The organism is Streptomyces sp. P3, from assembly GCF_003032475.1.
Lineage (GTDB): Bacteria > Actinomycetota > Actinomycetes > Streptomycetales > Streptomycetaceae > Streptomyces.
Genome location: NZ_CP028369.1, coordinates 769,819 through 793,987, shown reverse-complemented (window position 1 = coordinate 793,987; position 24,169 = coordinate 769,819). Strand labels below are relative to the sequence as shown.

Here is a 24,169-nt window from a genome sequence, read left to right as displayed (position 1 = left end):
CATGAGCCATCCCGTTGACAGTGCCGTCAGCGCCGTCCGCACGTACGTCGCGCAGCATCGCGCCGCCTTCCTCGACGACCTCGCCGAATGGCTGCGCATCCCGTCGGTGTCGGCACAGCCCGCCCACGCCCCCGACGTACGGCGCAGCGCGGACTGGCTCGCCGCCAAGCTCCTGGAGACCGGGTTCCCGACCGCCGAGGTCTGGCGGACGCCGGGCGCGCCGGCCGTCTACGCGGAGTGGCCCTCCGGCGATCCGCAGGCGCCCACCGTCCTGGTCTACGGCCACCACGACGTTCAGCCCGCCGCCCGCGAGGACGGCTGGGACACCGACCCCTTCGAGCCCGTCGTCCGCGGAAACCGCCTCCACGCGCGCGGCGCGGCCGACGACAAGGGGCAGGTCCTCTTCCACACCCTCGGCGTCCGCGCCCACCTCGCCGCAACCGGCCGCACCGCGCCGGCCGTCAACCTCAAGCTGCTGATCGAGGGCGAGGAGGAGTCCAGCTCCCCGAACTTCCGGGCTCTCGTGGAAGAGCGGGCCGGGCGGCTCGCCGCGGACGCAGTGATCGTCTCCGACACCGGCATGTGGTCCGAGGACACCCCCACGGTGTGCACCGGAATGCGCGGCCTCGCCGAGTGCGAGATCCGGTTCCACGGTCCTGACCAGGACATCCACTCCGGCTCGTTCGGAGGGGCGGTGCCCAACCCGGCGACCGCGATCGCCCGCCTCGTCGCCGCCCTGCACGACGAGCACGCGCGCGTGGCCGTCCCCGGTTTCTACGACGGCGTCGTCGAGCTCACCGACCGCGAGCGAGAGCTCTTCGCCGAGCTGCCCTTCGACGAGGACCAGTGGCTGAGCACCGCCCGGTCGCACGCCGCCCACGGGGAGGCCGGGCACACCACCCTGGAGCGGATCTGGGCCCGCCCCACGGCCGAGGTCAACGGCATCGGCGGCGGCTACCAGGGACCCGGCAGCAAGACGATCGTCCCGTCCTCGGCCTTCGTGAAACTGTCCTTCCGGCTCGTCGCCGGCCAGGACCCCGACCATGTCGAGAAGGCCGTCCGCGCCTGGGTCGCCGAGCAGGCGCCCGCCGGCGTGCGGTACGAGATCGCGTTCAGTCCGGCCACGCGACCCTGCCTGACCCCGCTGGACCACCCCGCCCTGCAGTCCGTGGTCCGCGCCATGGGCCGGGCCTTCGGCAAGCCCGTCCGCTTCACCCGCGAGGGAGGCTCGGGGCCGGCCGCCGACCTTCAGGAGGTGCTCGGCGCCCCCGTGCTCTTCCTGGGCATCTCCGTCCCTTCGGACGGCTGGCACGCGCCCAACGAGAAGGTCGAGCTGGACCTCCTCCTCAAGGGCGTCGAGACCGCCGCACACCTCTGGAGCGACCTCGCCGCGCACTGGCGTCATGCGCCCTGACGACCCCGACCGGCCCCGGAGCAACCACGCGCGCGGTGCACACTGAAGAAGCCGCACCGCGCCTCTCCACGACCGGTCGCCGCCTCCCGTACATCCCGCTGAACCGCCCGCAGAAACAACCGTTCCACCGGGGGAGTTGGAAGTACCCGTGACCACCTGGACCGACCAGAACGCCGATCGACCCATCTCGCTCACCGCGCCGAGCGGCGTGGACCGGGCCGCCCACCACCGGCTCGACGAGGCCTGGCTCGCCGCGGCGTGGAGCCACCCCACGACCCGTTGCTTCGTCGTCTCCGGAGGCCAGGTCCTCATCGACGAGACGTCCGACGGCCGCACCGAACTCGTCATGACCCCGTCCTTCGAGGCGCCCCTCACCGAGGCGCACCGCTACTTCCTCGGGACGGACGAGGACGGCGTCACCTACTTCGCCCTCCAGAAGGACACGCTGCCCGGCCGTATCGACCAGTCCGCGCGCCCGGCCGGGCTGCGCGAGGCGGGTCTGCTGCTGTCGCCGCGCGACGTGGGCCTGATGGTGCACGCCGTGGGCCTGGAGAACTGGCAGCGCACCCACCGCTTCTGCTCCCGCTGCGGCGAGCGCACGGTGATCGCCGCGGCCGGGCACATCCGCCGCTGCCCCGCCTGCGGCGCCGAGCACTACCCGCGCACCGACCCGGCGGTGATCATGGCCGTCACGGACGAGGAGGACCGCATCCTCCTGGGCCGTCAGGTCCACTGGCCCGAGGGCCGCTTCTCGACCCTCGCCGGTTTCGTCGAGCCCGGCGAGTCCATCGAGCAGTCCGTGCGCCGCGAGGTCTTCGAGGAGGCCGGCGTCACCGTCGGCCAGGTCGAGTACGTCGCCAGCCAGCCCTGGCCCTTCCCGTCGAGTCTCATGCTCGGCTTCATGGCCCGTGCCACGTCCACCGACATCGACGTCGACGGCGACGAGATCCACGAGGCCCGCTGGTTCTCCCGTGACGAGCTCGCCGCCGCCTTCGAGTCCGGCGACGTGCTGCCCCCCTACGGCATCTCCATCGCGGCCCGGCTGATCGAGCTCTGGTACGGCAAGCCGCTCCCGACGCGCAGCCCCGTCTGACCTCGCCCGCCCGAACCCGCCCGACACATCGAGGGGGCGGCCGCCCCACCCCGGGGCGGCCGCCCCCTCGCCCCCTTGACCGCCGAAGCGTCCGGGATTCCTTCGAGTCCTGCGCGACCACAGCCCGGCTCCGGAGTGCGGTGGTCGCGAGCCGTGTCAGACCTCCGTGCGACACTGCGATCCATGTCTCTCGCCGATCTCACTTTCGACCAGTGGCGATCCTTCGAACTGCCCACCGCGCGCCGCGTCGCCGAGGAGGCCGCCGGCTTGGTGGACGGCCGGGTGACCCGCGTCGAGACCACAGAGCACCTCGGTGCCGCGCTTCACCGTGTCCGGATCGAGCGGAACGGGCAGGAGTTCGCTCTGATACCCGCAGGGCCGGTGTCCCTCGGCTTCCACCTGGACAGCTGGCAACCGACCCCGCAGCAGACTGCCGACTATGCCGAGAGCCTGGAACAGGGCTTCGGCCACGGAGCCGACCTGCGGGCTCACCTCGCGCAGGTGCTCAGCCCCCGCCGGAGCGTCGTCCTGGCCACTGTGCTCATGGCTGTGGAGGACGAAGACCTGACCGAGTCGCCTGCCGACATGCCGGCTGTTCTCGCGGCGCGTGGGCTACGGATGCCGAGCGCCGACGAGTGGGAGCACGCTTGTGGAGCCGGCGCAGACACCCTGTTCCGGTGGGGAAACGACTGCCCCCTCGACCGTATCCCCTACGGGGACCGTACCGGCCCGCAGAACCAGCTGAACGCCTTCGGCCTGCGCATCGCCTATGACACCTACCGCACGGAGCTGACGGGCGACGTCACCGCGGTCCACGGCGGAGACGGCGGCGAGTCGGTGTGCGGCGGTTACGGCCACATGCTGGCATGGCTGCCCCTGGCCACCGCCAATCGCAACCCGTCCATGGCCGAGTTCGTGTACGGCCCGGATGGTGAGGACCTCTGCGAGGAGTTCTCCACTCGGCCTGTGCTCGCGCTCTGAACCTGCGGCACCGCCAGGGGCACCCCAAACCCCCGATCGGCGTCAGGCCGGTCGGGGGCTGCGGCCCGCACGGGTCAGGCAGTGAGCGCCTGCTTCACCTGGGCCAGGCTCGGGTTCGTCATGACGACCTCAGCGCCACCGTTGGAGGGAACCACCTGGACGGTCGGTACCGTCTGGTTTCCGCCATTCGCCCTCTCCACGAACGCCGCGGACTCCGGGTCCTGCTCGATGTTGATCTCGGTGTACGCGATGCCCTCGCGCTCCAGCTGCTTCTTCAGCCGCTGGCAGTAGCCGCACCACGTGGTGCTGTACATCGTCACGGTGCCCAGCATGTCTGTCATGCTCCTTCGGCGGTCGGGGAAGGGCGGTCCCAGGAACAACGCGGCCGGCGAGGCCGCCATTCCCGGTGGTGACGTCCGCCGCATCAGTACGACTGCAAGGGCCCTCCTGTGGACAACCGTCCCGCCCGTCTCCGCCGACCTGGCAGCATGGCCGTGTGACAGCAGCAACGCACTCCACCCTGTTCCCGCAGGCACCGGACTCGGCCGACGCGGTGCTCGACGGGCTCGACCCCGAGCAGCGCGAGGTCGCCACCGCCCTGCACGGTCCGGTGTGCGTGCTGGCCGGAGCCGGTACGGGCAAGACCCGGGCCATCACCCACCGCATCGCCTACGGGGTGCGCGCCGGCATCCTGCAACCTTCCAGCGTGCTCGCCGTCACCTTCACCAACCGGGCCGCCGGGGAGATGCGCGGCCGGCTCCGCCAGCTCGGGGCGCAGGGCGTCCAGGCCCGCACCTTCCACTCCGCGGCCCTTCGACAACTGCAGTACTTCTGGCCGAAAGCGATCGGTGGCTCCCTGCCCCGGCTCGTCGACCGCAAGATACAGCTCGTCGCAGACGCGGCCGCCGTCTGCCGTGTCCGGCTCGACCGCGGTGAGCTGCGGGACGTCACCGCGGAGATCGAGTGGTCCAAGGTCACCCAGACCGTCCCCGCCGACTACGCCCTCGCCGCCCTCCAAGCGGGTCGCGAGTCCCCCCGCGACCCCGCCGAGATCGCCCAGCTCTACGCCGCGTACGAGAACCTCAAGCGCGAGCGCGCCGTCATCGACTTCGAGGACGTCCTGCTGCTGACCGTCGCCGTCCTGCAGGACCGGCACGACATCGCCGAGCAGGTCCGCGCCCAGTACCAGCACTTCGTGGTCGACGAGTACCAGGACGTCAGCCCGCTCCAGCAGCGTCTGCTCGAGCTGTGGCTCGGCGACCGGGACGACCTCTGCGTGGTCGGGGACGCCAGCCAGACGATCTACTCCTTCACCGGCGCCACCCCCGACCACCTGCTCGACTTCCGCAAGCGTCACCCCGGCGCGACCGTCGTCAAGCTGGTCCGCGACTACCGCTCCACCCCGCAGGTCGTGCACCTGGCCAACGGGTTGCTCGCCCAGGCCCGCGGCCGCGCCGCCGACCACCGTCTGGAACTGGTCTCCCAGCGCGCCCCCGGCCCCGAGCCGGGCTACGCCGAGTACGCCGACGAGCCCGCCGAGGCCGAAGGCGCGGCCCGTCGTATCCGCGAGCTCCTCGACGCCGGGGTCCCGGCCGCGGAGATCGCCGTCCTGTTCCGCACCAACGCCCAGTCGGAGACCTACGAGCAGGCCCTCGCCGACCTCGGCATCCCGTATCAACTGCGCGGCGCCGAGCGCTTCTTCGACCGGCCCGAGGTGCGCAAAGCCCGTGTCGCCCTGCGCGGTGCGGCCCGTTTCGGCGGCAACGACACGCTTCTCGAAGACGCCGTCGACCTGCCCTCACAGGTGCGTGCCGTCCTCTCCGGCGAAGGCTGGACCCCACAGCCGCCGGCGGGCTCCGGGGCCGTCAGAGAGCGCTGGGAGTCGCTGGCGGCCCTGGTCGGCCTGGCGCAGGACTTCGTCACGGCCCGGCCCGGGGCGACCCTCGCCGACCTGGTCGCCGAACTCGACGAGCGGGTGAGCGTCCAGCACGCCCCGACCGTCCAGGGCGTCACCCTGGCCTCCCTGCACTCCGCGAAGGGCCTGGAGTGGGACGTCGTCTTCCTGGTCGGTGTGGCGGAGGGCATGATGCCGATCACCTATGCCCGGACCGACGAGCAGATCGAGGAGGAGCGACGCCTCCTGTACGTCGGGGTGACCCGGGCCCGCGCGCGGCTGCACCTCTCGTGGGCACTGTCCCGCTCACCGGGCGGCCGCCCGAACCGCCGCCCCAGCCGCTTCCTCGACGGCCTGCGTTCCGGGTCGGGCGCCGCCGTGGGCCGTGGGGGCGGCGGAGGAGCCGGAGGCATCGAGCGGGGGTTCCCCGGCGTCTCCGCGGCCGCGGGCCAGGCGCCGCGCCGGACACAGCGCACCCCGGCCCGCTGCCGGGTCTGCGGGCGCACCCTGACCGACGCCGGCGAGATGAAACTGATGCGCTGCGAGGACTGCCCCTCCGACATGGACGAGGGTCTGTACGAGCGGCTGCGGGACTGGCGGGCGGTCCAGGCGAAGCGCGCAGGCCAGCCGGCGTTCTGCGTCTTCACCGACAAGACGCTGATGGCGATTGCCGAGGCGGTCCCCGACGAAGAGGGGGAACTGGCCCGGATCCCCGGGGTCGGTGTGCGCAAATTGCACCGCTACGGGACCGACGTCCTGGCCATCTGCGCAGGCCAGGACGTGGTGGAGGGGGACGAAGGGGACTGAGGGAGGGGCGGCCGAAGATTGATCCGAACTCGTCGGAAAAATAGTTTGCGCATGCCCCGGCAGTCCCCATAGGTTCTTAGACACCGGAACGGCGGCCTTCTCGAAGGCCCTGATTCCGTGCTGTACTTGCATATCCGTCGGACCGGCTCACCCTGGTCCCCCGAGACGCCGAGAGGAGGCGATTCCAGTGATCATCATCAACCGCAGCTCCACTGCCAAACTGACCGATCGCTCGGTCGTCTCCGCGTGCATGCTCGGCGCCTCGGTCCCGGGCACCGGTCTGTCCGGCATTCGTGCCGACCGGCCGGCGTCCTCCTCTGTTTCGCCCGTGAGTCTTCTCGGCCGCGAGCGCAATGAGCGACCGACCAAGGCACTGGAAGCAGTAGAGGCGCAGGCACATGCCTATGCCTTCGCGGCGACCGGTGCCGGATTCCGCAAGCAGACGACGCAGCACCACCTGATGTGGGCCTTCCGTGGGCCAGAACCCTGGAGTGATCCAGCCTGATCTTCGATCAGGCCGGCGCCTTCAGGGCCGCGGAACCCCACCCGGGATCCGCGGCCCTTCTGTTTTCCCCGAACGGGGACGACGGAGCGAAGGGGCCTCGGGACAAGAAAAGAACCCGGTACCCAGCCGATACCCGGTCCCACAGGACCGGACCGACCAGACGAGGAAGACGAACCGTGCAACTCGAAGCGCACGCCCCGTCCGTACCGCCTTCCGAAACGATCCCCCCGCCCGGCCTCACGGAGGACTCCACCTTGACCCCGCTCACGGCGCTCACCGCGCTCGACGACGCCATCGAGAACCTCGGCGTGCCCGTCCCCTGCCGTTCCTACGACCCGGAGGTCTTCTTCGCCGAGACCCCGGCCGACGTCGAGTACGCCAAGTCCCTCTGCCGCACCTGCCCTCTGGTGGAGGCGTGCCTCGCCGGCGCGAAGGAGCGGCGCGAGCCCTGGGGTGTCTGGGGTGGCGAGCTGTTCGTCCAGGGTGTCGTCGTCGCCCGCAAGCGGCCGCGTGGTCGCCCGCGCAAGAACCCGGTCACGGCATGAACACCGCAGGAACAATCGACCGTCCCCTCACGCAAGACCCCAAGAAGCAGGCCCCGATGAAGCCGTTCACCAGCGAGCCCGCAGGCTCCGCGACCGAAGACCTCACCATCACCACCGGCGCGTACGACTCGCGTCAGAACAGGACACGCGAGATGCAACTCATCCCAGAAGCCCTGGCTCGTGCGCATATGCACGACCGCCTGCACGAGGTCGAGCGGGAACGCCAGGCCGTGCGCCTGGTGGCCGCTCGCCGGATGCAGCGTCGGGCCGAGCGCGCGTCGCTGCGCGCCCGGCGGGCGCTCGCCATGGCCGTGATGCACTAACCGCACACACCTGAAGCGGTGGCCTCCCGAGAGGGAGGCGAAGCTCTCCCCGCGGGGGCCGGTCCGTCCGAACGGGCCGGCCCCCGCGGTGTGCTGTGTGCCCGGTCCGGCACCGCGGCGCTATCGTCCTGGCATGGCGAGTCCTCCCGGAGACGGCGACCGAGACGGTTCACCGGCGGATCCCACGCCGCTGCCCGTGGTGTGCGGACACTGCGGGGCCCGGGCCGCAGATCCACCGCCGGTCACCTGGACGTGTTCTGTGGAGCACGGCGTCCACCGGCACTTCTGCGGGGCCTGCGCGCGAGAGAACCTCCGGGCGATCGAAGGCCGGCTCGACTCGAACTGGTGGTGAGCTACCTCACACCTGGGCCGGAGCCCCGCACCCGTGTCTCACGCCTCCGCCACCGATTCCTCCGCCAACGGGTCCTCCGGTTCCGGGGACTGCGGGCATTCCGATGACTCCAGCGTGTCCTCCAGGAGGAACCCGGGCAGCCAGTCCTCCAGTTCGTCCCGCAGCCGTACCGTCGCACCGAGCTGGCACAGCACACCGATCGTGCTGAGGGTCACCCGGTGTATCAGCAGGTACGCCGGCGGCAGGTTGAGCTGTTTGCCCAGCTGGTGGGCGGGAGAGCGAGGGTCGGCTATCCGGGCCGCCTGGCTGCGCATCCAGCCGCGGGTGAAGGTGAACTCCTCCGCGCGGGCCGGCTCGATGATCGGCAGGAGGTAGTCGAGGACCGCGTCGGGATCGAGCTCGATGGAGTCCTTGACGAAGCCCTCCGCGCGGAGGAGTTCGTAGACCGCCTCCGCGTCGCCGTCCAGGGTCATACGCAGGGACTCGCCGATCGGGTCCGGCAGGCCGCCCGCGAGACGGTCGACCGTGCCGAAGTCCAGAACGCCCAGCCGCCAGTCGTCCTCGCCCTCCGGGCCGCCGGGCAGGAGGCGGAAGTTGCCGGGGTGCGGGTCGGCGTGCAGCAGGCCGGTGCGCGCCGGGCCGGAGAAGAGGAAGCGGGACAGCAACTGGCCGGCGCGGTCACGCTGCTCCTGGGTCCCCTCGGAGATCACCTCGGAGAGGGGAACGCCGTCGATCCACTCGGTGACCAGGATCTGGTCGCACTGGTGGACCACCGCCGGCACCACGACGTCGAGATCCCCGGCGAACTCCTCCGCGTGGGCCTGCTGGGCCTGCGCCTCCAGGCCGTAGTCCAGTTCCTCCGAGACCCGGTCGCGCAACTCGGCGATCAGCGGCTTCACGTCCATGCCCGGGATGAGCGGTCCCAACAGGCGGGCGAAGCGGCTGAGTTGGTTCAGGTCGGACAGCAAGGCCTCGCCCGCCCCGGGGTACTGGACCTTGACCGCGACCTCCCGGCCGTCGTGCCACACCCCGCGGTGCACCTGACCGATCGAGGCCGCCGCGGCGGGACGGTCGTCGAACTCCAGGAACAGCTCCGCCCAGTCCTCGCCGAGGTGCTTCGTGAGCACGGCGTGCACGGTCCGGGTCGGCATCGGCGGCGCCGCGTCCTGGAGCTTGGTGAGTGCCGCGCGGTAGGGGCCGGCCACCTCCTCGGGCAGGGCCGACTCGAAGACGGACAGGGCCTGTCCGAACTTCATCGCGCCGCCCTTCAGCTCGCCCAGCACCTTGAAGAGCTGCTCCGCGGTGCGCTGCTGCAGCTCGCGGCCGACGATCTCCGCGGACTCGCCGACGATCCGCTTGCCCAGACCCCAGGTGGCCCGCCCGGCGAAGCCGAGCGGGAGCGCGGCGAGCTTGGCGGTCCTCGTGACCGCCTTCCGGGGAAGATCAGACATGCGCCCTCCAAGTCCCAGCCAGCCGCGCGGTGTCCGTCGTACCGCGTAACCCCGTCGAATGCCGTTGTTGTTCTCCCATTGTCTCGTGCGAACCCCCCTCCTCGGAGGTGTGTTCCCGCTTACCTTTCTCCGCGGCCCCGCACGGACAGGCACAGTGTGGCCGCACCGGCCGTGCGTGCCAGTGGAGCGCGGGTACGGAGACCTCCCACCGGGCGCCCACGCTCGAAGGGTCGTGGCCGTCGAGGAACATGAGCGCGTGGGCGGCGGCCAGCCCGGCCACCGTCGTCGCCAGCGTCAGGTCACAGGCGCGCGCCGTGCGCCGGTGACCGGAGTGCCACTGGGCGACCAGCCGCGGCCAGGCCGGGTCCCGGTCGGTGCGCTCCTGGTGCAGGCAACCCGCGCACCCCGTCTCGCCCGGCAGGACGAGCGGACCCACGACGCCCGTGCCCTCGACGACCCCGGCGTAGAGATGCGGGGTGCCCGAGGCGATCAGAGGTTCCGCCGCGGAGGGAGCGGGCGCGTGTACGGACACGTCGTCCCGCGGGGCGAGGATCACCAGTGAGAAGCCCGGGGTGTCCCCGGCGGGCGACCTCCTGCTCCTTCGGGGCGGGCGGCCGGGGGCGGCCCGGCGCACGACACGGCCGGCCGCCTCGTCCCGGCGTTCGCCGACCGCCTCGACGGGCAGGCCACCGGGCGTGACGTCCGCCGGCTCCACCTTTCCGCCGTCACGCACGTCCACCTCGCCCACTCCCGCGCCCGACAGCAGTGCCGCCAGCACCGTGCCCACCCTGCCCGCGCCCCGTACCTGCACCCGAAATCCGCGCCGGGCGGCCAGGTGGTCGACAGCGTCTCCCGGCTGCGAGGCGAGGAGGGACAGCGCGGCGAGATCGGGACGCAGCCGGTCCATGACCTCTCTCCTCTCCCGCAGGGCGCAGGCCTCCGGCCCGCCGCCGCGTGCGTCGTCGAGCAGTCCCGCCCGGGCCAGCCGCTCCACCAAAAGATCGACATGGCCGTCGGGCAGATCCATACGGAGGCCCTCCTCGCGCAGCAGCGGGAGCCCGCGAGTGCCGTCCAGCAGGTCGAGGAAGCTGCCCGTGGCCGTGTCGACCGGGCCGAGCGTCAGTGCGTGCGCCGGCGTCATGCCGAACTGCACCGTGTTGAGGTCTCGCCAGCCGCGCCGCAGCGCGGGTTTCACCGTCGGATGCATCGAAGGCCCCCGTATGCCTGGAAAACTCCCCGTCATGTCGACGGAGCGGGGGCGTGGGGCGTCCTCGCTCCGCCGACGACTGCCAGCATGCCCGGCCCCGACCGACGCCGCCGAAAGTTGTCCACAGCCCCGGGAATTCGTCGTACTAATGCGTCGTACGAGGCAAAAGCGGCAGGTCGGATCGGAACCCACCCGACCCGGAGTCGGGACTTCCGCCATGTGCAACGGGTAACGTCGGGGCGTGCCCGCCGACCCACTGCACCGCGCCGGACCACCACAGCGCAGTACGACGAGCCAGCCGCCGAGCGGCTCGGCGGCGAGCGCGATCGAGGTCCGCAGAAGCGCCCGGCGACGTCGGACGGTCTCCGCGTACCGCGAGGGCGATCGCACCATCGTGCTCATCCCCGCCCGGATGTCCGAGGCCGAGGAGCAACGCTGGGTGACCGTCATGCTCGACAAGCTCGCCGCGCAGGAGAGCCGGCGCGTGCCCGGCGACGCCGAGCTCGCCGAACGCGCCGAGCGCCTGTCGGCCCAGTGCTTCGACGGCCGGGCCCGGCCCGCCTCGGTGCGCTGGGTGACCAACCAGAACACCCGCTGGGGCTCGTGCACACCGGCCGAGGGCAGCATCCGGCTGTCGCACCGCCTGAAGGGCATGCCCGAGTACGTCATCGACTACGTGCTCGCCCACGAACTCGCGCATCTGCTGGTGCCGGGCCACGGCCCCGACTTCTGGCGACTGCTGGAGGCCTACCCGCGCACCGAGCGCGCCCGCGGCTACCTCGAGGGCGTCGTCGCGGCCGAACGCCTCCCCCACCCGCCGGACACGAACGGGGAGTGACCTGCGGCGCGCGTGGGGTGAACCTCGCGGGCGTCCGATGCCGTCGCTTGTGTACCGGGTCTGTACCGACATCGTGCGTTGTCGGACTTTGCCGTTAGCCTGACGCGACGCACTCGCAATCGGGATGGGGGACGGTCGTTACGCATGCCCAGGGAATTCCAACGCGGCCACAAGGCCAGGATCAGTGACCTCACAGCGGGTACCGATCTGTACGTAGGCGTGCAGATCACCGCCCCCGGCCTGACCTTCGACATCAGCTGCTTCGGTCTCGACGCCGACGAGCGTCTCTCGGACGACCGGTACTTCGTCTTCTTCAACCAGCCCAAGTCCCCCGAGGAATCCATCCAGCTCCTGGGCGCCCAGGCGGGCGACACGGAGTCCTTCCGCATCACCCTCGACCGGATCCCGCCGCAGATCCGCAAGCTGTCCTTCACGGCGACGCTGGACGGCGCCGGGCAGATGTCGCAGATCAACCCCGGCTACCTGCGTATCGTCGCGGGCGGCGAGGAGGTGGCCCGCTACGCGTTCAACGGCTCCGAGTTCACCAGCGAGCGGGCCGTGATGCTGGGTGACTTCTACCTCAAGGACGTGTGGCGGTTCGCGGCCGTCGGCCAGGGCTTCGACGGCGGCCTCGACGCGCTGCTGAAGAACTTCGGCGGCGAGGTCGCCGAGGAGGAGGCGCCCGCCGCGCCGCAGCCGCCGCAGGCCGGCTCCGCCGCACCGAGCTTCGCCCCGCCCGCCTTCGGCGCGCCCCCCGCTCCTCAGCAGCCGCAGCCCGCCGCGCAGGGCTTCGCGCCCCCGCCCGGCGCGACCCCGCCGCCGGCCCCGGCTCCCGCACCCCCGGTCCACGCCGCGCCGACCATCGTCGCGCCGTTGGTCCCGCCCGGCGGCCAGGTCCCGCCGCCCGCCCCCGCCCCGGCTCCCTATGGTCAGCCGCCCCAGCAGCAGCCGTACGGCCAGGGCCCCGCGCCGACCGCGCCCATGCCCCCCGGCTACGGGCAGCAGCCCCCGCAGGCCCCCCAGGCCCCGCCCGGCTACGGACAGCCGACCCCGCCGCCCGGCTACGGTCAGCAGCCCCCCTTCGGGCAGGTCCCTGGCCAGCAGGCCTACGGCGTGCCGCAGGGCGCGCCCCAGGGCGGCGCCGGTGTGGCGTCCGCGCTCCAGCAGTTCAAGGAGACGCCCACGGGGCAGCGCTGGACCCAGCAGAACAGGAAGATGATCCGGGTCGACCTCGGCATCGGCGGCCAGCCCGTCCTCGCCCGCCAGGGCAGCATGGTCCTCTACCAGGGCAAGGTCGACTTCAGCTACAAGGGCGCCGGGTTCGCAGGCCGGATCGTCGGCAACGCCACCGGTCAGGAGATGCAGCTGATGCGCTGCACGGGCCAGGGGCAGGTGTTCCTCGCCGAGAACTCCACCCATGTGCATCCCATCGAGCTCCAGGGCGACGCGATCTGCGTCTCCGCCGAGAACGTCCTCGCCTTCGACGAGAGCCTCCAGTACGAGGTCCGTCGCATCGAGGGGCACGGCATTCCCGGCGGCGCGCTGTTCACCATGCAGTTCCAGGGCACCGGGACGATCGTCGTGAAGACGCACGGCACCCCCGTGGTCCTGCCGGTCACGCCCACCACGTTCGCCGACTGCAACGCCGTCGTCGCCTGGTCGGCGGCCTCCCAGGTGGTCGTCTCCAGCCAGGTACGGATGCGTCGCAACGCCTACCCCGGCGACACCGGAGAGAGCGTCAACCTCCAGTTCCGGGGCGCTCCCGGCAACTTCATCGTCGTCCAGCCGTACGAGGTCTGAGGGAGCCCGTCATGAACCAGCCGCTCGCGGGCTACGCGCCCGCACCCGTCATCGCCCGCATGGAGAACCACGGCAACCACATGCTGAAGGTCGTCATGCAGACCGGGAACGACCTCTTCGCGCGCGTGGGCTCGATGGTCGCCTACGAGGGCTTCGTCCAGTACGAGCCCAACCCGCCGGCCGTGCGCCAGATCGCCCGCGACTGGATGACCGGCGAGGGCGCGCCCCTGATGAAGTGCACCGGAGACGGTCTGCTCTATCTCGCCGACTACGGCGCGAACGTCGTCGTCATCAATCTCAACGGCGACGGCATCTCCGTCAACGCCACCAACCTGCTCGCCTTCGACGCGCACCTCACCTGGGGCGTCGAGCGCGTCAAGGGGCTCGCGAAGTTCGCCGGTCAGGGGCTGTGGAACACCAAGATCTCCGGGCAGGGCTGGGTCGCGCTGACCTCCCGGGGCAAGCCGATCGTCGTCGACTGCGGCGGCGGCGAGGACGAGACCTACGTCGACCCCGACGCGCTCGTCGCCTGGTCCCCGAACCTCAAGGTGAAGGGCAAGCGCAGCTTCAAGGCGCAGTCGCTCATCGGCCGGGGCAGCGGCGAGGCCTACCAGATGGCCTTCTCCGGCCAGGGCATCGTCGTCGTCCAGCCCAGCGAGGACAGCACCGACCGCCTCCGGGTACGGGGCTGAGGGGGAGCCGGAAACACCATGCAGAGCTCACTTTTCGCGCACAACGACTCGCAGACCCAGGACCGCTGGAGTCTGCAGAACAAGCAGATGCTCCGGGTCACCCTGGAGGGCCACGACGACATCCTCGCCCGCAAGGGGACGATGGTCGCCTACCAGGGCCTGATGGAGTTCGACGCCGAGTACCAGAGCAACCAGCAGGGGCGCGCGCGTGCGCACACGGGCGAGGGCCTGAACCTGATGCGCTGTCACGGCCAGGGCACGGTGTACCTCGCCAACCTGGCCCAGCACATCCACCTGATGGACGTGGAGCAGGACGGGCTGACCGTGGACAGCAGCTACGTGCTGGCCATGGACTCCTCGCTGCACCACGACGTCATCGCCGTCGACAGCCTCTACGGCATCTCCGGCTCGGGGAAGTACCAGCTCAACATCACCGGCCGTGGCAAGGTCGCCCTGATGACCTCGGGCGCGCCGCTGATGATGCAGGTCACCCCCGACAAGTACGTCAACTGCGACGCCGACGCCATCGTGGCCTGGTCCACCGGACTGCGGGTGCAGATGCAGGCGCAGACGCACTCCTCCGGGGTCTGGCGCCGGCGCGGCAACACCGGTGAGGGCTGGGAGCTCAGCTTCATGGGCTCCGGCTACGCGCTGGTTCAGCCCAGCGAGCTGCTGCCGCCGCAGAACGCCCAGGTCGGGTCCGGTCTCGCCGCGCAGTACGGCATGGGGCAGCAAGGAGCGCGGGGACAGAACCAGGGCAACGTCTGGAGCTGACCGCCCGGACGACGGCCGTGGACGACAGACGTAAGGGGCGACCACCTGGTGGTTCGCCCCTTACCCGTTCCGGCTCACAGCCGCGCGCGGGCCGCCTCCAGCAGGCGCACGACCGACGTGTCCGCCACGCTCTCCACCTCGTCGTAGGCGAACCAGCGCAGGTCGAGGGACTCGTCGCTGATGGTTTCCACGGCCCCGGCCGGGGCGAGCGCCGCGTACTGGACGTCGAAATGCCACGCGCACGGCGTGGGATGCCGGTCCAGGCGCACGGGGCCGCCGGGGAGCAGGGCCAGCCCCTCGATGCCGGACTCCTCGGTCGCCTCGCGCAGCGCGGCGGCCCGCAGGCTCTCGTCGGCCGGCTCGCAGTGGCCTCCCATCTGGAGCCACATCCGCATCTTCTTGTGCAGGGTCAGCAGCACCCGGCCGCGCTCCGGGTCGATCACCAGCGCGCTCGCGGTGACGTGGCCGTCCCCGCAGGCCTTCCACATGCCGTCCGGGTGCGCCGCGAGATGGTCCAGATAGGACTGGCGCAGCTCTTCCTGGCCCTCGTACTCCTTCAGGACGAGGACCGCGTCGTCGTACAGGCTCACTTGGTGTCGTCGCCCCCGGAGTCGTTCCCGTCGGCCGTGCCGTCCGTGTCGGCGTCCTTCTTCAGGTTCGGCCCGTCGCCGAGGCCGCCGCCGCTCGCCGCCTCGCCGAGCATCTTGTCCAGCTCCGAGAAGTCCATCTGCTCGCGGTGCACGAAGCCGTCCGGGTCGTCCAGGTCGGAGGCCGTGGGCAGCATGTCCGGGTGGGCCCACAGGGCGTCCCGGCCGTCGACCCCGCGCGCGTCCGTCAGCGAGGCCCACAGGCGGGAGGCGTCACGCAGACGGCGAGGGCGCAGCTCCAGACCGATCAGCGTCGCGAACGTCTGCTCGGCCGGACCGCCCGTGGCGCGACGGCGGCGCAGCGTCTCACGCAGCGCGTCGGCGGACGACAGGCGCGGCTTCGCGGCCGCGTGCACCACCGCGTCCACCCAGCCCTCGACGAGCGCCAGCGCCGTCTCCAGGCGGGCCAGGGCGGCCTTCTGCGCAGGGGTGTCCTCGGGCTGGAACATGCCCTGCTGCAGCGCGTCCTGCAACTGCTCGGGATTCTGCGGGTCGAACTGCCCGACCACGTCCTCCAGCTTGGCGGTGTCGACCTTGATCCCGCGCGCGTACCCCTCGACCGCGCCGAACAGATGCGAGCGCAGCCACGGCACATGGGCGAAGAGCCGCTGGTGGGCGGCCTCGCGCAGCGCGAGGTAGAGCCGCACCTCGTCCTTCCCGACGCCCAGGTCCTTGCCGAAGGCGTCGATGTTCACCGGCAGCAGCGCGGCGCGCCCGGCCGGACCGAGCGGCAGACCGATGTCGGTCGAGCCGACGACCTCGCCCGCGAGCACGCCCACGGCCTGGCCGATCTGCGAGCCGAACATCGCGCCGCCCATGGAGCGCATCATGCCGATCAGCGGGCCGGCCATGGCCTGCATCTCCTCCGGCAGGACATCGCCCATGGCCGCGCCGACCCGCTCGGCGACCGGGTCGACGAGTTCCTTCCACGCGGGCAGCGTCGCCTCGACCCACTCCGCGCGGGACCATGCCACGGCGGACGCCGCGCCGGACGGCAGCGACGTGGCGTCGTCGAGCCAGAGGTCGGCGAGGCGGACGGCCTCCTGGACGGCGGTGCGATCGGACGGACCGACACTGGAGTCCTTGACGCCGTCGGAGGTGCCCTGGGCGACCGTCTGGCGGGCGATCTGCTGGGCCATGTCCCAGTTCACCGGGCCGCCCTCGTAGGAGAGCATCTGACCGAGCTGCTGGAACGCTGCCCCCAGGTCGTTGGGGTTCAGTGAACCGAACATCGCGGCGAGCGGGTTGTCCGCGCCGGGCGCGCCGAAGCCGCCGGCGCCGGGCAGGCCGCCGAATCCGAACGGGTTGGCCGGTCCCTGACCACCGCCGCTCTGCGGGTCCTTCTTGCCCTCGTCGCCGTCCTCCGGCTCCTCCGGCGGAAGGCCGAATCCGAATGGGGTGTCACTCACGGGGTTCCTCGGCTGGTAAGGCCACCGGTTTTCGGCCGGCGGCGACTGCCCTGCAACACCACCCAGCGTAGACACCCCGGCTCGATCGGGCCTCGGTGCTTCGCCGACTCCTGCCCTGCGGCAGGATGGATGCCACCTGGTACGTACGCGTCCCTCGCGCCCGTATGCCAAGACAACCGCTGGAGACACCTGGTGAGTTCCCCAGATCCGCAGGTTCGCGCAGCGCGAAACCCTTCGGCCCGGGCCGGTGCCCGAGGGCCCGTCGTCGCCGTGACCGGCGCGGCCACCGGGGTGGGCGCGCTGCTCACGGAGCGGCTCGCCGCGTCGGAGGAGGTCAAGCAGGTCGTCGCCATCGACGAGCGACGAGGCGGGTGCGACGCGGCGCAGTGGCACATCCTCGACGTCCGTGACCCCGCGATCGCCGACAAGCTGCGCGGCGCCGACGTCGTGGTCCACCTCGCACTCGACCTCGACCTGGGGAGTGACGCCGCCGCCCGGACGGCCTACAACGTACGCGGTACGCAGACGGTGCTGACGGCCGCAGCGGCGGCCGGGGTGCGCCGCGTCGTGCTGTGCACCTCCGCGATGGTCTACGGAGCGCTGGAGGACAACGAGCTGCCGCTCTCGGAGGACGCGGAGCTGCGGGCGACGGCGGAGGCGACCGGCGTCGGGGACCTCCTGGAGATCGAACGGCTCGCGCGCCGCGCGCCCCGGGCGCATCCCGGTCTGAACGTCACCGTGGTGCGGCCCGCGATCCTGGTCGGCGGCACGGACACGGCGCTGACCCGGTACTTCGAGTCGCCGCGTCTGCTGGTCGTCGCCGGGTCGCGGCCGGCCTGGCAGTTCTGCCACGTCGAGGACCTGGTGAGCGCCCTGGAGTACGCCGTCCTGGAGAAGGTCGACGGAGAACTCGCCGTCGGGTGCGACGGGTGGCTGGAGCAGGAGGAGGTCGAGGAGCTCAGCGGGATCCGGCGCATGGAGCTGCCGTCGGCGGTCGCCCTGGGCGCCGCCGCGAGGCTGCACCGGATCGGCCTGACGCCGTCCCCGGCGGGCGACCTGGCGTACACGATGTACCCCTGGGTGGTGAGCGGAAGCCGACTGCACGACGCGGGGTGGCGGCCGGGCTGGACCAACGAGGAGGTCCTGGCGGAGCTGCTGGAGGAGGTGGCCGGCCGGCACACCGTCGTCGGACGGCGGCTCGGGCGCAAGGACGCGACGGCTGCCGGGGCGGCCGGCGCGACGGTCGCCCTGCTGGGCGCCGCGGCCGTGGTGCGGCGGGCCCGGAAGGCCCGGCGGCGCTGAGCGGCGGCTCCGCGCCCGCGCCACCCCCGTTGGCTTCGGCCACCGCGGATCGCACCCGCCACGCCGGTTGGCACCGGTCACGCCGGTTGGCTCCGGTCACCGGATCGCACCGGCCGCCCCGGTTGCCCCCATCCCGGACGGCACCCGCCACCCCGTCGGCACCTGCTGTCCCGGTTGCACTCGCCGCCGGGGTGGCAGTCGTCACCTCGGACTCCGGTCGGGCCGGTGCTTTTGGAGCGGTCTCCAAAAGCACCACGCGCGCGTACGCGGGTGATCATGCTGTTTCGCCTGTCCCCCGCGGTGCGGCACGATAGGGGTATGGCAGCCATCGACGAGCATCCCGGCGAGCGGGCGGCGCAGGATCCCATCAAGCTGATCGCCGTGCGCGACACTCCGCTCTCCCTGGAAGAGGTCTTCAAGGCGGTCGGGGACGACGCGGCCGGCGGGACGGCGCTCTTCGTGGGCACCGTGCGCAACCACGACGAGGGCGCCGACGTCGACGCGCTCGGATACTCCTGCCACCCGAGCGCCGAGGCAGAGATGCGGCGGATCGCCGAGAAGGTGGCGGCCGAGTACCCGGTGCGGGCGCTGGCGGCCGTCCACCGGGTGGGGGAGCTGGCCGTGGGCGACCTGGCGGTCGTCGTCGCCGTGTCCTGCCCGCACCGCGGGGAGGCCTTCGAGGCGTGCCGGAAGCTGATCGACGACCTCAAGCACGAGGTGCCCATCTGGAAGCACCAGAAGTTCTCCGACGGCACCGAGGAGTGGGTGGGGGCCTGCTGATCCACCGGCCACCCGTCCGGTTGCGTAACCGGACCCCTGCCGTGAGCGTTGTCACTGCGGATGGTTAATCTGCTGATCAGTCAGTTGTGGTGGCTCACTGGGGTTGGGAGGTCGGCATGGCGGCGCTCGCCTGGTTGCTGATTCCGCTTGTCGCCGCGATCGGCGCGGGGCTGTGGGGGAGTTGGGCCAACAGGACCCGCAGGGCCCGCCGTGACGGCCCTGAGCTGGACGGATACACCCGCTTTCGCGCCGCCATGGAGAAGCCGCACTCCCGCGCGTGACCCGGGTGGCAGCCCTGACCGTGCGCTGACAGGGGCGTCCCGTACTGTCATGTCATGCCACGCCGCACCGCGACGATGCTCGCCTCCACCTTGATCCTCATCGCGCTTCTGTGCGCGGGAGTGCTCATCCCCGTGCCGTACTCGGAGATGTCCCCGGGGCCCACGGTGAACACGCTCGGCGACCACGACGGCGAGCCGGTGCTGCAGATCTCCGGGCGCAAGACCTACGCGACCAGCGGCCACCTCAACATGACCACCGTGCGGGTGACCAGCGCCGACTACCGGATGAACCTCGCCGAGGCCGTCTACGGATGGCTCGCGCACGACAACAAGGTCGTCCCGCACGACACGCTGTACCCGGACGGCAAGACCGAGGAGCAGTCCACCCAGGAGAACGCCGAGGAGTTCAGCCAGTCCCAGGAGAGCGCCAAGGTCGCCGCCCTGAAGGAGCTCAAGGTCCCCGTGACGTCCTGGGTGATCGTCTCGACCGTGGTGAAGGGGTCCCCGGCGGAGGGCAGGCTGCACGCCGGCGACGTGATCAAGGCCGTGGACGGCAGCGCGGTCAAGGAGCCTGGTGACGTCGCGAAGCTGGTGACCAAGCACAAGGCCGGCGAGAACGTCGTCTTCACGATCGTTCCGGCGAAGGAGCAGGCGGCCGCCGAGAAGGCGCACAGGACGGCGACGACCACCCAGAAGGTCTCGATCACCACCGCGGCCTCCGACGACAGCGGCGAGAAGCGCGCCATCGTCGGGATCTCGGCCGGGACCGACCACACCTTCCCGTTCACCGTCGACATCAAGCTCGCCGACGTCGGCGGCCCCAGCGCCGGCCTGATGTTCGCGCTCGGCATCTACGACAAGCTCACCCCGGGCAGTCTCACCGGCGGCAAATTCGTCGCCGGCACCGGGACCATCGACGACGACGGCAAGGTCGGCCCGATCGGCGGCATCGAGATGAAGACCGTCGGCGCGCGCGGCCAGGGCGCCCGGTTCTTCCTGACGCCCGCCGACAACTGCAAGGCCGCCGCCAAGGACACCCCCTCGGGGCTCAGGCTCGTCAAGGTCGACACCATCGACGACGCCCTCGCCGCCCTCGAGGACATCCGCAGCGGCGACACCGCCGCCCTGCCGAAGTGCACGAAGTAGCGGCGACCGACCGAACGGCAGGCCCGGGGCCCCGGAGGGCGACAGAGGGCTGCCGCCGGCCACCCCGCCGGGGCCCGCGAGCCGCCGCTACTCCGCGAACGTCGCCGACAGCGCCTCCGCGAGGCCCGGGACGAGGCCAGCGCCCGTGAGGACCTCCGTCGGGGCGTCCTTCTCGCGCAGCCGGAGGGCCGAGTCGCGGGTGCCGTCGCGCAGTACGCCTACCGTCATCCGGACCTCGTGGCGGTCGGGGTGCTCGGCCACCCACTTGGCGAGCTTCGCGTCGCTGAGGCCCTGCGGAACCTGGGACTCCGCGGACGGCGGAAGCATCAGACGCTCGACGGTGAGGGCGCAGCCCACCACCGCGTCAGGCCAGGCGATCGTGGCGAGGAACTCGTCGAGCGGCTTGTCCGTTGGCACTTCGTCCTGCTCGATCGGGGTGAGACCGGTGGTCTCGGGCTCGTCCTGAAGGCCGAGCTGGGTCGCGAGCGACGGTTCCTGGGCTCGCAGCCGAGCGGTGTCTACGAGGGCGAAAAGGCGGGCGGGCTGGTCCCAGCCGAGGCCGGAGGCGTACTCGTCGATCTCGAGTACGGCCCGGGTGAGCGGGCTCGCCGCCATGGGAGTGTTGGACATGGTCACAATCCTCTCTCGTTCCTGGGCGGAATCGGGAACCGAGTAAACGGTGAGTAAGTTGCATAGGTGTGGGCCCGCGATCACGGGGGGCCACGAACGGTCCACGAACACGCGGGCCTGACGGATCAACTGCGACATTCGAGGGGCGCACCTTGGCTTTCCAGATGCCGGACCGCGGCGGAGGCCCCACGGGGCCGCGGATCAGAGTGGGCCGCCCGTCCCGGCGCGTCCGGACATTGCTGACGACGCTGGGCATCCTGGCCGTACTCGGCATGGTGTTCACGATGTTCGCCGGGTTCTGGACGGACTGGCTCTGGTACCGCTCGGTGAACTACTCGTCCGTGTTCACGACCATGCTCTGGACCAAGATCGGGCTGTTCTTCGTCTTCGGCATGCTGATGGCCCTCGCGGTCGGCTTCAACATCTGGCTGGCCCACCGGCTGCGGCCGCCGCTGAGCGCGATGTCGGTGGAGCAACAGAGCCTCGACCGCTACCGCATGGGCATCGCGCCGTACAAGACATGGCTGCTGCTCGGCATCACCGCCCTCGTCGGCCTGATCGCCGGCGCCTCGGCGGCGGGGCAGTGGCGCACGTGGCTGATGTGGGTCAACGGCGTGTCCTTCGGACAGAAGGACCCGCAGTTCCACCTCGACGTGTCGTTCTTCGCCTTCGACCTGCCCTGGTACCGGTTCCTGCTCGGCTTCGGCTTCGCCGCCACGATCCTCTCCCTGATCGCCGCCGTGCTCACCCACTACCTGTACGGCGGGCTGCGCGTCACCAGCCCCGGCGCGCGGGCCACCGCCGCGGCCACCGGGCACCTGTCGGTGCTGCTGGGCGTCTTCGTCGCGCTGAAGGCGGTCGCCTACTGGCTCGACCGCTACGGCCTGGCCGTGAAGTCCAGCGACTTCAAGGCCACGGACAACTGGACGGGCCTGCGGTACGTCGACGCCAACGCCTACCTGCCGGCCAAGACGATCCTGTTCTGCATCGCCGTCATCTGCGCCCTGCTGTTCTTCGCCACGCTGTGGCGGCGCACCTGGCAGCTGCCCGTGATCGGCTTCGGCCTGATGGTGCTCTCGGCGATCCTCATCGGCGGGCTGTACCCGGCGATCGTCCAGAAGTTCCAGGTCCAGCCCAACGAGCAGGCCAAGGAAGCCCCGTACGTCGCGAAGAACCTCAAGGCGACCCGTGAGGCGTACGGCATCGACGGCACACAGGTCACCGAGTACTCGGGCACGAGCACCACCAAGGACAAGACGACGCTGCGCGACGACGTCGACGCGACGGCCAGCATCCGCGTCCTGGACCCGAACATCGTCTCGCCGACGTTCCAGCAGCTCCAGCAGATGCGTAAGTACTACGCGTTCCCGACCAACCTGGACGTGGACCGCTACAACGTGAAGGGCGCCGACCAGGACACGGTGATCGGTCTGCGCGAGCTGAACCTCGCGGGCGTGGACAAGCAGAACTGGATCAACAACCACTTCCGCTACACCCACGGTTACGGGGTGGTCGCGGCGAACGGGACCACGTCCGACTCCGAGGGCCGTCCCCTGTTCACCGAGTCCAACCTGCCGTCCGAGGGCGAGCTCGGTACGTACGAGCAGCGCGTCTACTACGGCGAGAAGACGACCACCTACTCGATCGTCGGCGGTCCCCAGAAGGAGATCGACTACTCCGACGACGCGGGGGAGAAGACCACCAGCTATCGGGGCAAGAGCGGGGTCAACCTCTCCAACCCGGTCAACCGCGCCGCCTACGCGGTGGCGTTCGGTGAGCCGCAGATCCTCTACTCCGGCGCGATCGGCGAGGGTTCGCGGATCCTGTACAACCGCACGCCCAAGGAGCGCGTGGAGGCGGTCGCCCCCTGGCTGACCATCGACGGCGACGCCTATCCGGCCGTGGTCGACGGCCGCATCCAGTGGATCGTCGACGCCTACACGACGACGAACGGCTACCCGTACGCCTCCCGTACGACCCTCGGCGACACGACGGCCGACTCGCTGACCGCGACCAACGACAACCGCGCGGTGGTGGCCCAGCAGAACCAGGTCAACTACATCCGCAACTCGGTGAAGGCCACGGTCGACGCGTACACCGGCGAGGTGAAGCTCTTCCAGTGGGACACCGAGGACCCGGTCCTGAAGACCTGGATGAAGGCTTTCCCCGGCACCGTGAAGGCCAAGTCGGCGATCTCCAAGTCGCTGATGGCCCATCTGCGGTACCCGCAGGACCTGTTCAAGGTCCAGCGCGAGCTGCTCACCCGCTACCACGTGAAGGACGCCACGACGTTCCTCAGCGGCAGCGAGGTGTGGCAGGTGCCGGACGACCCGTCCAACAAGTCGGGCGACGCGGTGCCGCCGTACTACCTGAGCATGAAGATGCCCGACCAGAAGGCACAGGCGTTCTCGCTGACGACGACGCTCACACCCAACGGCCGTGACAACCTCAGCGCGTTCATGGCCGTCGACTCCGAAGCGGGCACTCCCGACTACGGCAAGATCAGAATCCTGAAACTGCCGACGAGTACGACCGTCGACGGGCCGAAACAGGTGCAGAGCCAGTTCAACTCCGAACAGGACATCGCCGAGTCCATCAGACTTCTGAAGGGCGGCGACTCCGACATCGAGTACGGCAACCTGCTGACCGTGCCGCTCGACGGTGGACTGCTCTATGTGGAACCCGTGTACGTGCGCGGTGGCGGGCTCAAGTACCCGTTGCTGAAGAAGGTGTTGGTGACCTACGGCGGCAACACCGCCTTCGAGGACACCCTGGACGAGGCCCTCAACAAGGTCTTCGGCGCGGAGGGCACGACCCCGCCGCCCGCGGACGAGGGAGGCGGCACCACCACCCCGCCGCCGACGTCGGCCAACCCGACCGTCCGGGAGGCGCTGGCCGACGCCCAGAAGGCCTTCGACGCCGGCCAGGAGGCTCTGAAGAAGCCTGACTGGGCCGCGTACGCCAAGGCGCAGAAGGACCTCGAGGACGCGCTCAAGCGGGCCGAGGCGGCGCAGGCGGCGGTCGACAAGGGCGCCAAGCCGAGCAGCAGCCCGAGTCCCACCGGTTCGCCGAGTCCGAGCGGTGGCGCGAGCGGCGGTTCCGCCGGCAAACCCGTTCCCACACCGAGCCCGAGTAGCGGCTGATCATGCTCGCCCCGCGTCGTGGTACGGTTGTGGAACACGACGCGGGGTGGAGCAGCTCGGTAGCTCGCTGGGCTCATAACCCAGAGGTCGCAGGTTCAAATCCTGTCCCCGCTACTGAAGACGAAGGCCCGGATCCGGAAAACGGATCCGGGCCT

At 71.0% G+C, this 24,169-nt stretch carries 23 protein-coding genes and 1 tRNA gene; 18 read left to right on the top strand and 6 right to left on the bottom strand.

The window, feature by feature from the left end:
• Position 1: 1 nt before the first annotated feature.
• The 3 genes from C6376_RS03355 to C6376_RS03345 all read left to right on the top strand — a co-directional run bounded on the left by C6376_RS03355 (position 2) and on the right by C6376_RS03345 (position 3,488).
• Positions 2-1,414, top strand: coding sequence for a dipeptidase (locus tag C6376_RS03355; protein WP_107442016.1), 1,413 nt, complete (start codon positions 2-4; stop codon positions 1,412-1,414).
• 148 nt (positions 1,415-1,562) lie between these two features.
• A complete protein-coding gene (gene nudC, locus C6376_RS03350) occupies positions 1,563-2,507 on the top strand; it encodes an NAD(+) diphosphatase (protein ID WP_107442015.1) in 945 nt (314 codons plus the stop codon).
• A 183-nt stretch (positions 2,508-2,690) separates the two neighbouring features.
• The gene (locus tag C6376_RS03345; protein ID WP_107442014.1) at positions 2,691-3,488 is read left to right on the top strand and encodes a hypothetical protein; all 798 of its coding nucleotides are present in this window, start codon (positions 2,691-2,693) and stop codon (positions 3,486-3,488) included.
• 74 nt (positions 3,489-3,562) lie between these two features.
• Here the strand turns inward: C6376_RS03345 and C6376_RS03340 are convergent, their stop codons facing one another.
• Complete coding sequence (locus tag C6376_RS03340) at positions 3,563-3,820, bottom strand: mycoredoxin (RefSeq protein ID WP_107442013.1); 258 nt, start codon at positions 3,818-3,820, stop codon at positions 3,563-3,565.
• Positions 3,821-3,984: 164 nt separating this feature from the next.
• Between C6376_RS03340 and C6376_RS03335 the strand changes: the two genes are divergently transcribed.
• From C6376_RS03335 to C6376_RS44970, 5 genes are all read left to right on the top strand, one after another.
• Positions 3,985-6,189, top strand: a complete 2,205-nt coding sequence (locus C6376_RS03335) for an ATP-dependent DNA helicase UvrD2 (protein ID WP_173985571.1) — start codon at positions 3,985-3,987, stop codon at positions 6,187-6,189.
• Positions 6,190-6,376: 187 nt separating this feature from the next.
• Positions 6,377-6,694 (top strand): hypothetical protein, encoded by a 318-nt coding sequence (locus C6376_RS03330; RefSeq protein ID WP_173985570.1) that lies wholly within the window; start codon positions 6,377-6,379, stop codon positions 6,692-6,694.
• A gap of 176 nt (positions 6,695-6,870) precedes the next feature.
• Positions 6,871-7,239 carry a WhiB family transcriptional regulator gene (locus C6376_RS03325; protein ID WP_057584309.1) on the top strand — a complete coding sequence of 123 codons (369 nt, stop codon included), beginning with the start codon at positions 6,871-6,873 and terminating at the stop codon, positions 7,237-7,239.
• Positions 7,236-7,562: a hypothetical protein gene (locus tag C6376_RS03320; protein ID WP_107442011.1), complete on the top strand. Its 327-nt coding sequence runs from the start codon at positions 7,236-7,238 to the stop codon at positions 7,560-7,562. Before C6376_RS03325 ends, C6376_RS03320 begins: the two co-directional genes overlap by 4 nt.
• A 133-nt stretch (positions 7,563-7,695) precedes the next feature.
• Positions 7,696-7,914 (top strand): hypothetical protein, encoded by a 219-nt coding sequence (locus C6376_RS44970; RefSeq protein WP_107442010.1) that lies wholly within the window; start codon positions 7,696-7,698, stop codon positions 7,912-7,914.
• A gap of 38 nt (positions 7,915-7,952) precedes the next feature.
• On the opposite strand, the gene C6376_RS03310 is transcribed toward C6376_RS44970, so the two are convergent.
• Together C6376_RS03310 and C6376_RS03305 are read right to left on the bottom strand one after the other, a co-directional pair.
• Positions 7,953-9,365, bottom strand: coding sequence for an AarF/ABC1/UbiB kinase family protein (locus C6376_RS03310; RefSeq protein ID WP_107442009.1), 1,413 nt, complete (start codon positions 9,363-9,365; stop codon positions 7,953-7,955).
• Positions 9,358-10,572, bottom strand: coding sequence for a TOMM precursor leader peptide-binding protein (locus C6376_RS03305; protein WP_107442008.1), 1,215 nt, complete (start codon positions 10,570-10,572; stop codon positions 9,358-9,360). Before C6376_RS03305 ends, C6376_RS03310 begins: the two co-directional genes overlap by 8 nt.
• A gap of 241 nt (positions 10,573-10,813) precedes the next feature.
• On the opposite strand from C6376_RS03305, the gene C6376_RS03300 reads away from it, so the two are divergent.
• The 4 genes from C6376_RS03300 (at position 10,814) to C6376_RS03285 (ending at position 14,676) form a co-directional block, all read left to right on the top strand.
• Positions 10,814-11,410, top strand: coding sequence for a M48 family metallopeptidase (locus tag C6376_RS03300; protein ID WP_107442007.1), 597 nt, complete (start codon positions 10,814-10,816; stop codon positions 11,408-11,410).
• A gap of 144 nt (positions 11,411-11,554) precedes the next feature.
• Positions 11,555-13,210 carry a TerD family protein gene (locus tag C6376_RS03295; protein WP_107442006.1) on the top strand — a complete coding sequence of 552 codons (1,656 nt, stop codon included), beginning with the start codon at positions 11,555-11,557 and terminating at the stop codon, positions 13,208-13,210.
• A gap of 11 nt (positions 13,211-13,221) precedes the next feature.
• Positions 13,222-13,902 (top strand): AIM24 family protein, encoded by a 681-nt coding sequence (locus tag C6376_RS03290; RefSeq protein WP_107442005.1) that lies wholly within the window; start codon positions 13,222-13,224, stop codon positions 13,900-13,902.
• 18 nt (positions 13,903-13,920) lie between these two features.
• Positions 13,921-14,676 carry an AIM24 family protein gene (locus tag C6376_RS03285; protein ID WP_107442004.1) on the top strand — a complete coding sequence of 252 codons (756 nt, stop codon included), beginning with the start codon at positions 13,921-13,923 and terminating at the stop codon, positions 14,674-14,676.
• A 74-nt stretch (positions 14,677-14,750) separates the two neighbouring features.
• Here C6376_RS03285 and C6376_RS03280 read toward each other — a convergent pair whose 3' ends face one another.
• Together C6376_RS03280 and C6376_RS03275 are read right to left on the bottom strand one after the other, a co-directional pair.
• Positions 14,751-15,266: an NUDIX hydrolase gene (locus C6376_RS03280; RefSeq protein ID WP_107442003.1), complete on the bottom strand. Its 516-nt coding sequence runs from the start codon at positions 15,264-15,266 to the stop codon at positions 14,751-14,753.
• Entirely contained in the window at positions 15,263-16,732 is a 1,470-nt protein-coding gene (locus C6376_RS03275; RefSeq protein WP_107442002.1) for a zinc-dependent metalloprotease, read from the bottom strand. The genes C6376_RS03280 and C6376_RS03275 overlap by 4 nt, the downstream gene beginning before the upstream one ends.
• A gap of 192 nt (positions 16,733-16,924) precedes the next feature.
• Here C6376_RS03275 and C6376_RS03270 point away from each other — a divergent pair, with 192 nt between their 5' ends.
• The 4 genes from C6376_RS03270 (at position 16,925) to C6376_RS03260 (ending at position 20,241) form a co-directional block, all read left to right on the top strand.
• Entirely contained in the window at positions 16,925-18,034 is a 1,110-nt protein-coding gene (locus C6376_RS03270) for an SDR family oxidoreductase (protein WP_107442001.1), read from the top strand.
• 318 nt (positions 18,035-18,352) lie between these two features.
• Entirely contained in the window at positions 18,353-18,814 is a 462-nt protein-coding gene (locus tag C6376_RS03265; RefSeq protein ID WP_107442000.1) for a molybdenum cofactor biosynthesis protein MoaE, read from the top strand.
• A gap of 89 nt (positions 18,815-18,903) precedes the next feature.
• Positions 18,904-19,095, top strand: coding sequence for a hypothetical protein (locus C6376_RS43670; protein WP_159083141.1), 192 nt, complete (start codon positions 18,904-18,906; stop codon positions 19,093-19,095).
• Positions 19,096-19,149: 54 nt separating this feature from the next.
• A complete protein-coding gene (locus C6376_RS03260) occupies positions 19,150-20,241 on the top strand; it encodes a PDZ domain-containing protein (protein ID WP_107441999.1) in 1,092 nt (363 codons plus the stop codon).
• A gap of 87 nt (positions 20,242-20,328) precedes the next feature.
• Here C6376_RS03260 and C6376_RS03255 read toward each other — a convergent pair whose 3' ends face one another.
• Positions 20,329-20,871: a PPA1309 family protein gene (locus C6376_RS03255; RefSeq protein ID WP_057584738.1), complete on the bottom strand. Its 543-nt coding sequence runs from the start codon at positions 20,869-20,871 to the stop codon at positions 20,329-20,331.
• A gap of 164 nt (positions 20,872-21,035) precedes the next feature.
• Here C6376_RS03255 and C6376_RS03250 point away from each other — a divergent pair, with 164 nt between their 5' ends.
• Together C6376_RS03250 and C6376_RS03245 are read left to right on the top strand one after the other, a co-directional pair.
• Positions 21,036-24,014 (top strand): UPF0182 family protein, encoded by a 2,979-nt coding sequence (locus tag C6376_RS03250; RefSeq protein WP_107448751.1) that lies wholly within the window; start codon positions 21,036-21,038, stop codon positions 24,012-24,014.
• A 40-nt stretch (positions 24,015-24,054) separates the two neighbouring features.
• Positions 24,055-24,128, top strand: a tRNA-Met gene (locus tag C6376_RS03245).
• Positions 24,129-24,169 lie beyond the last annotated feature (41 nt).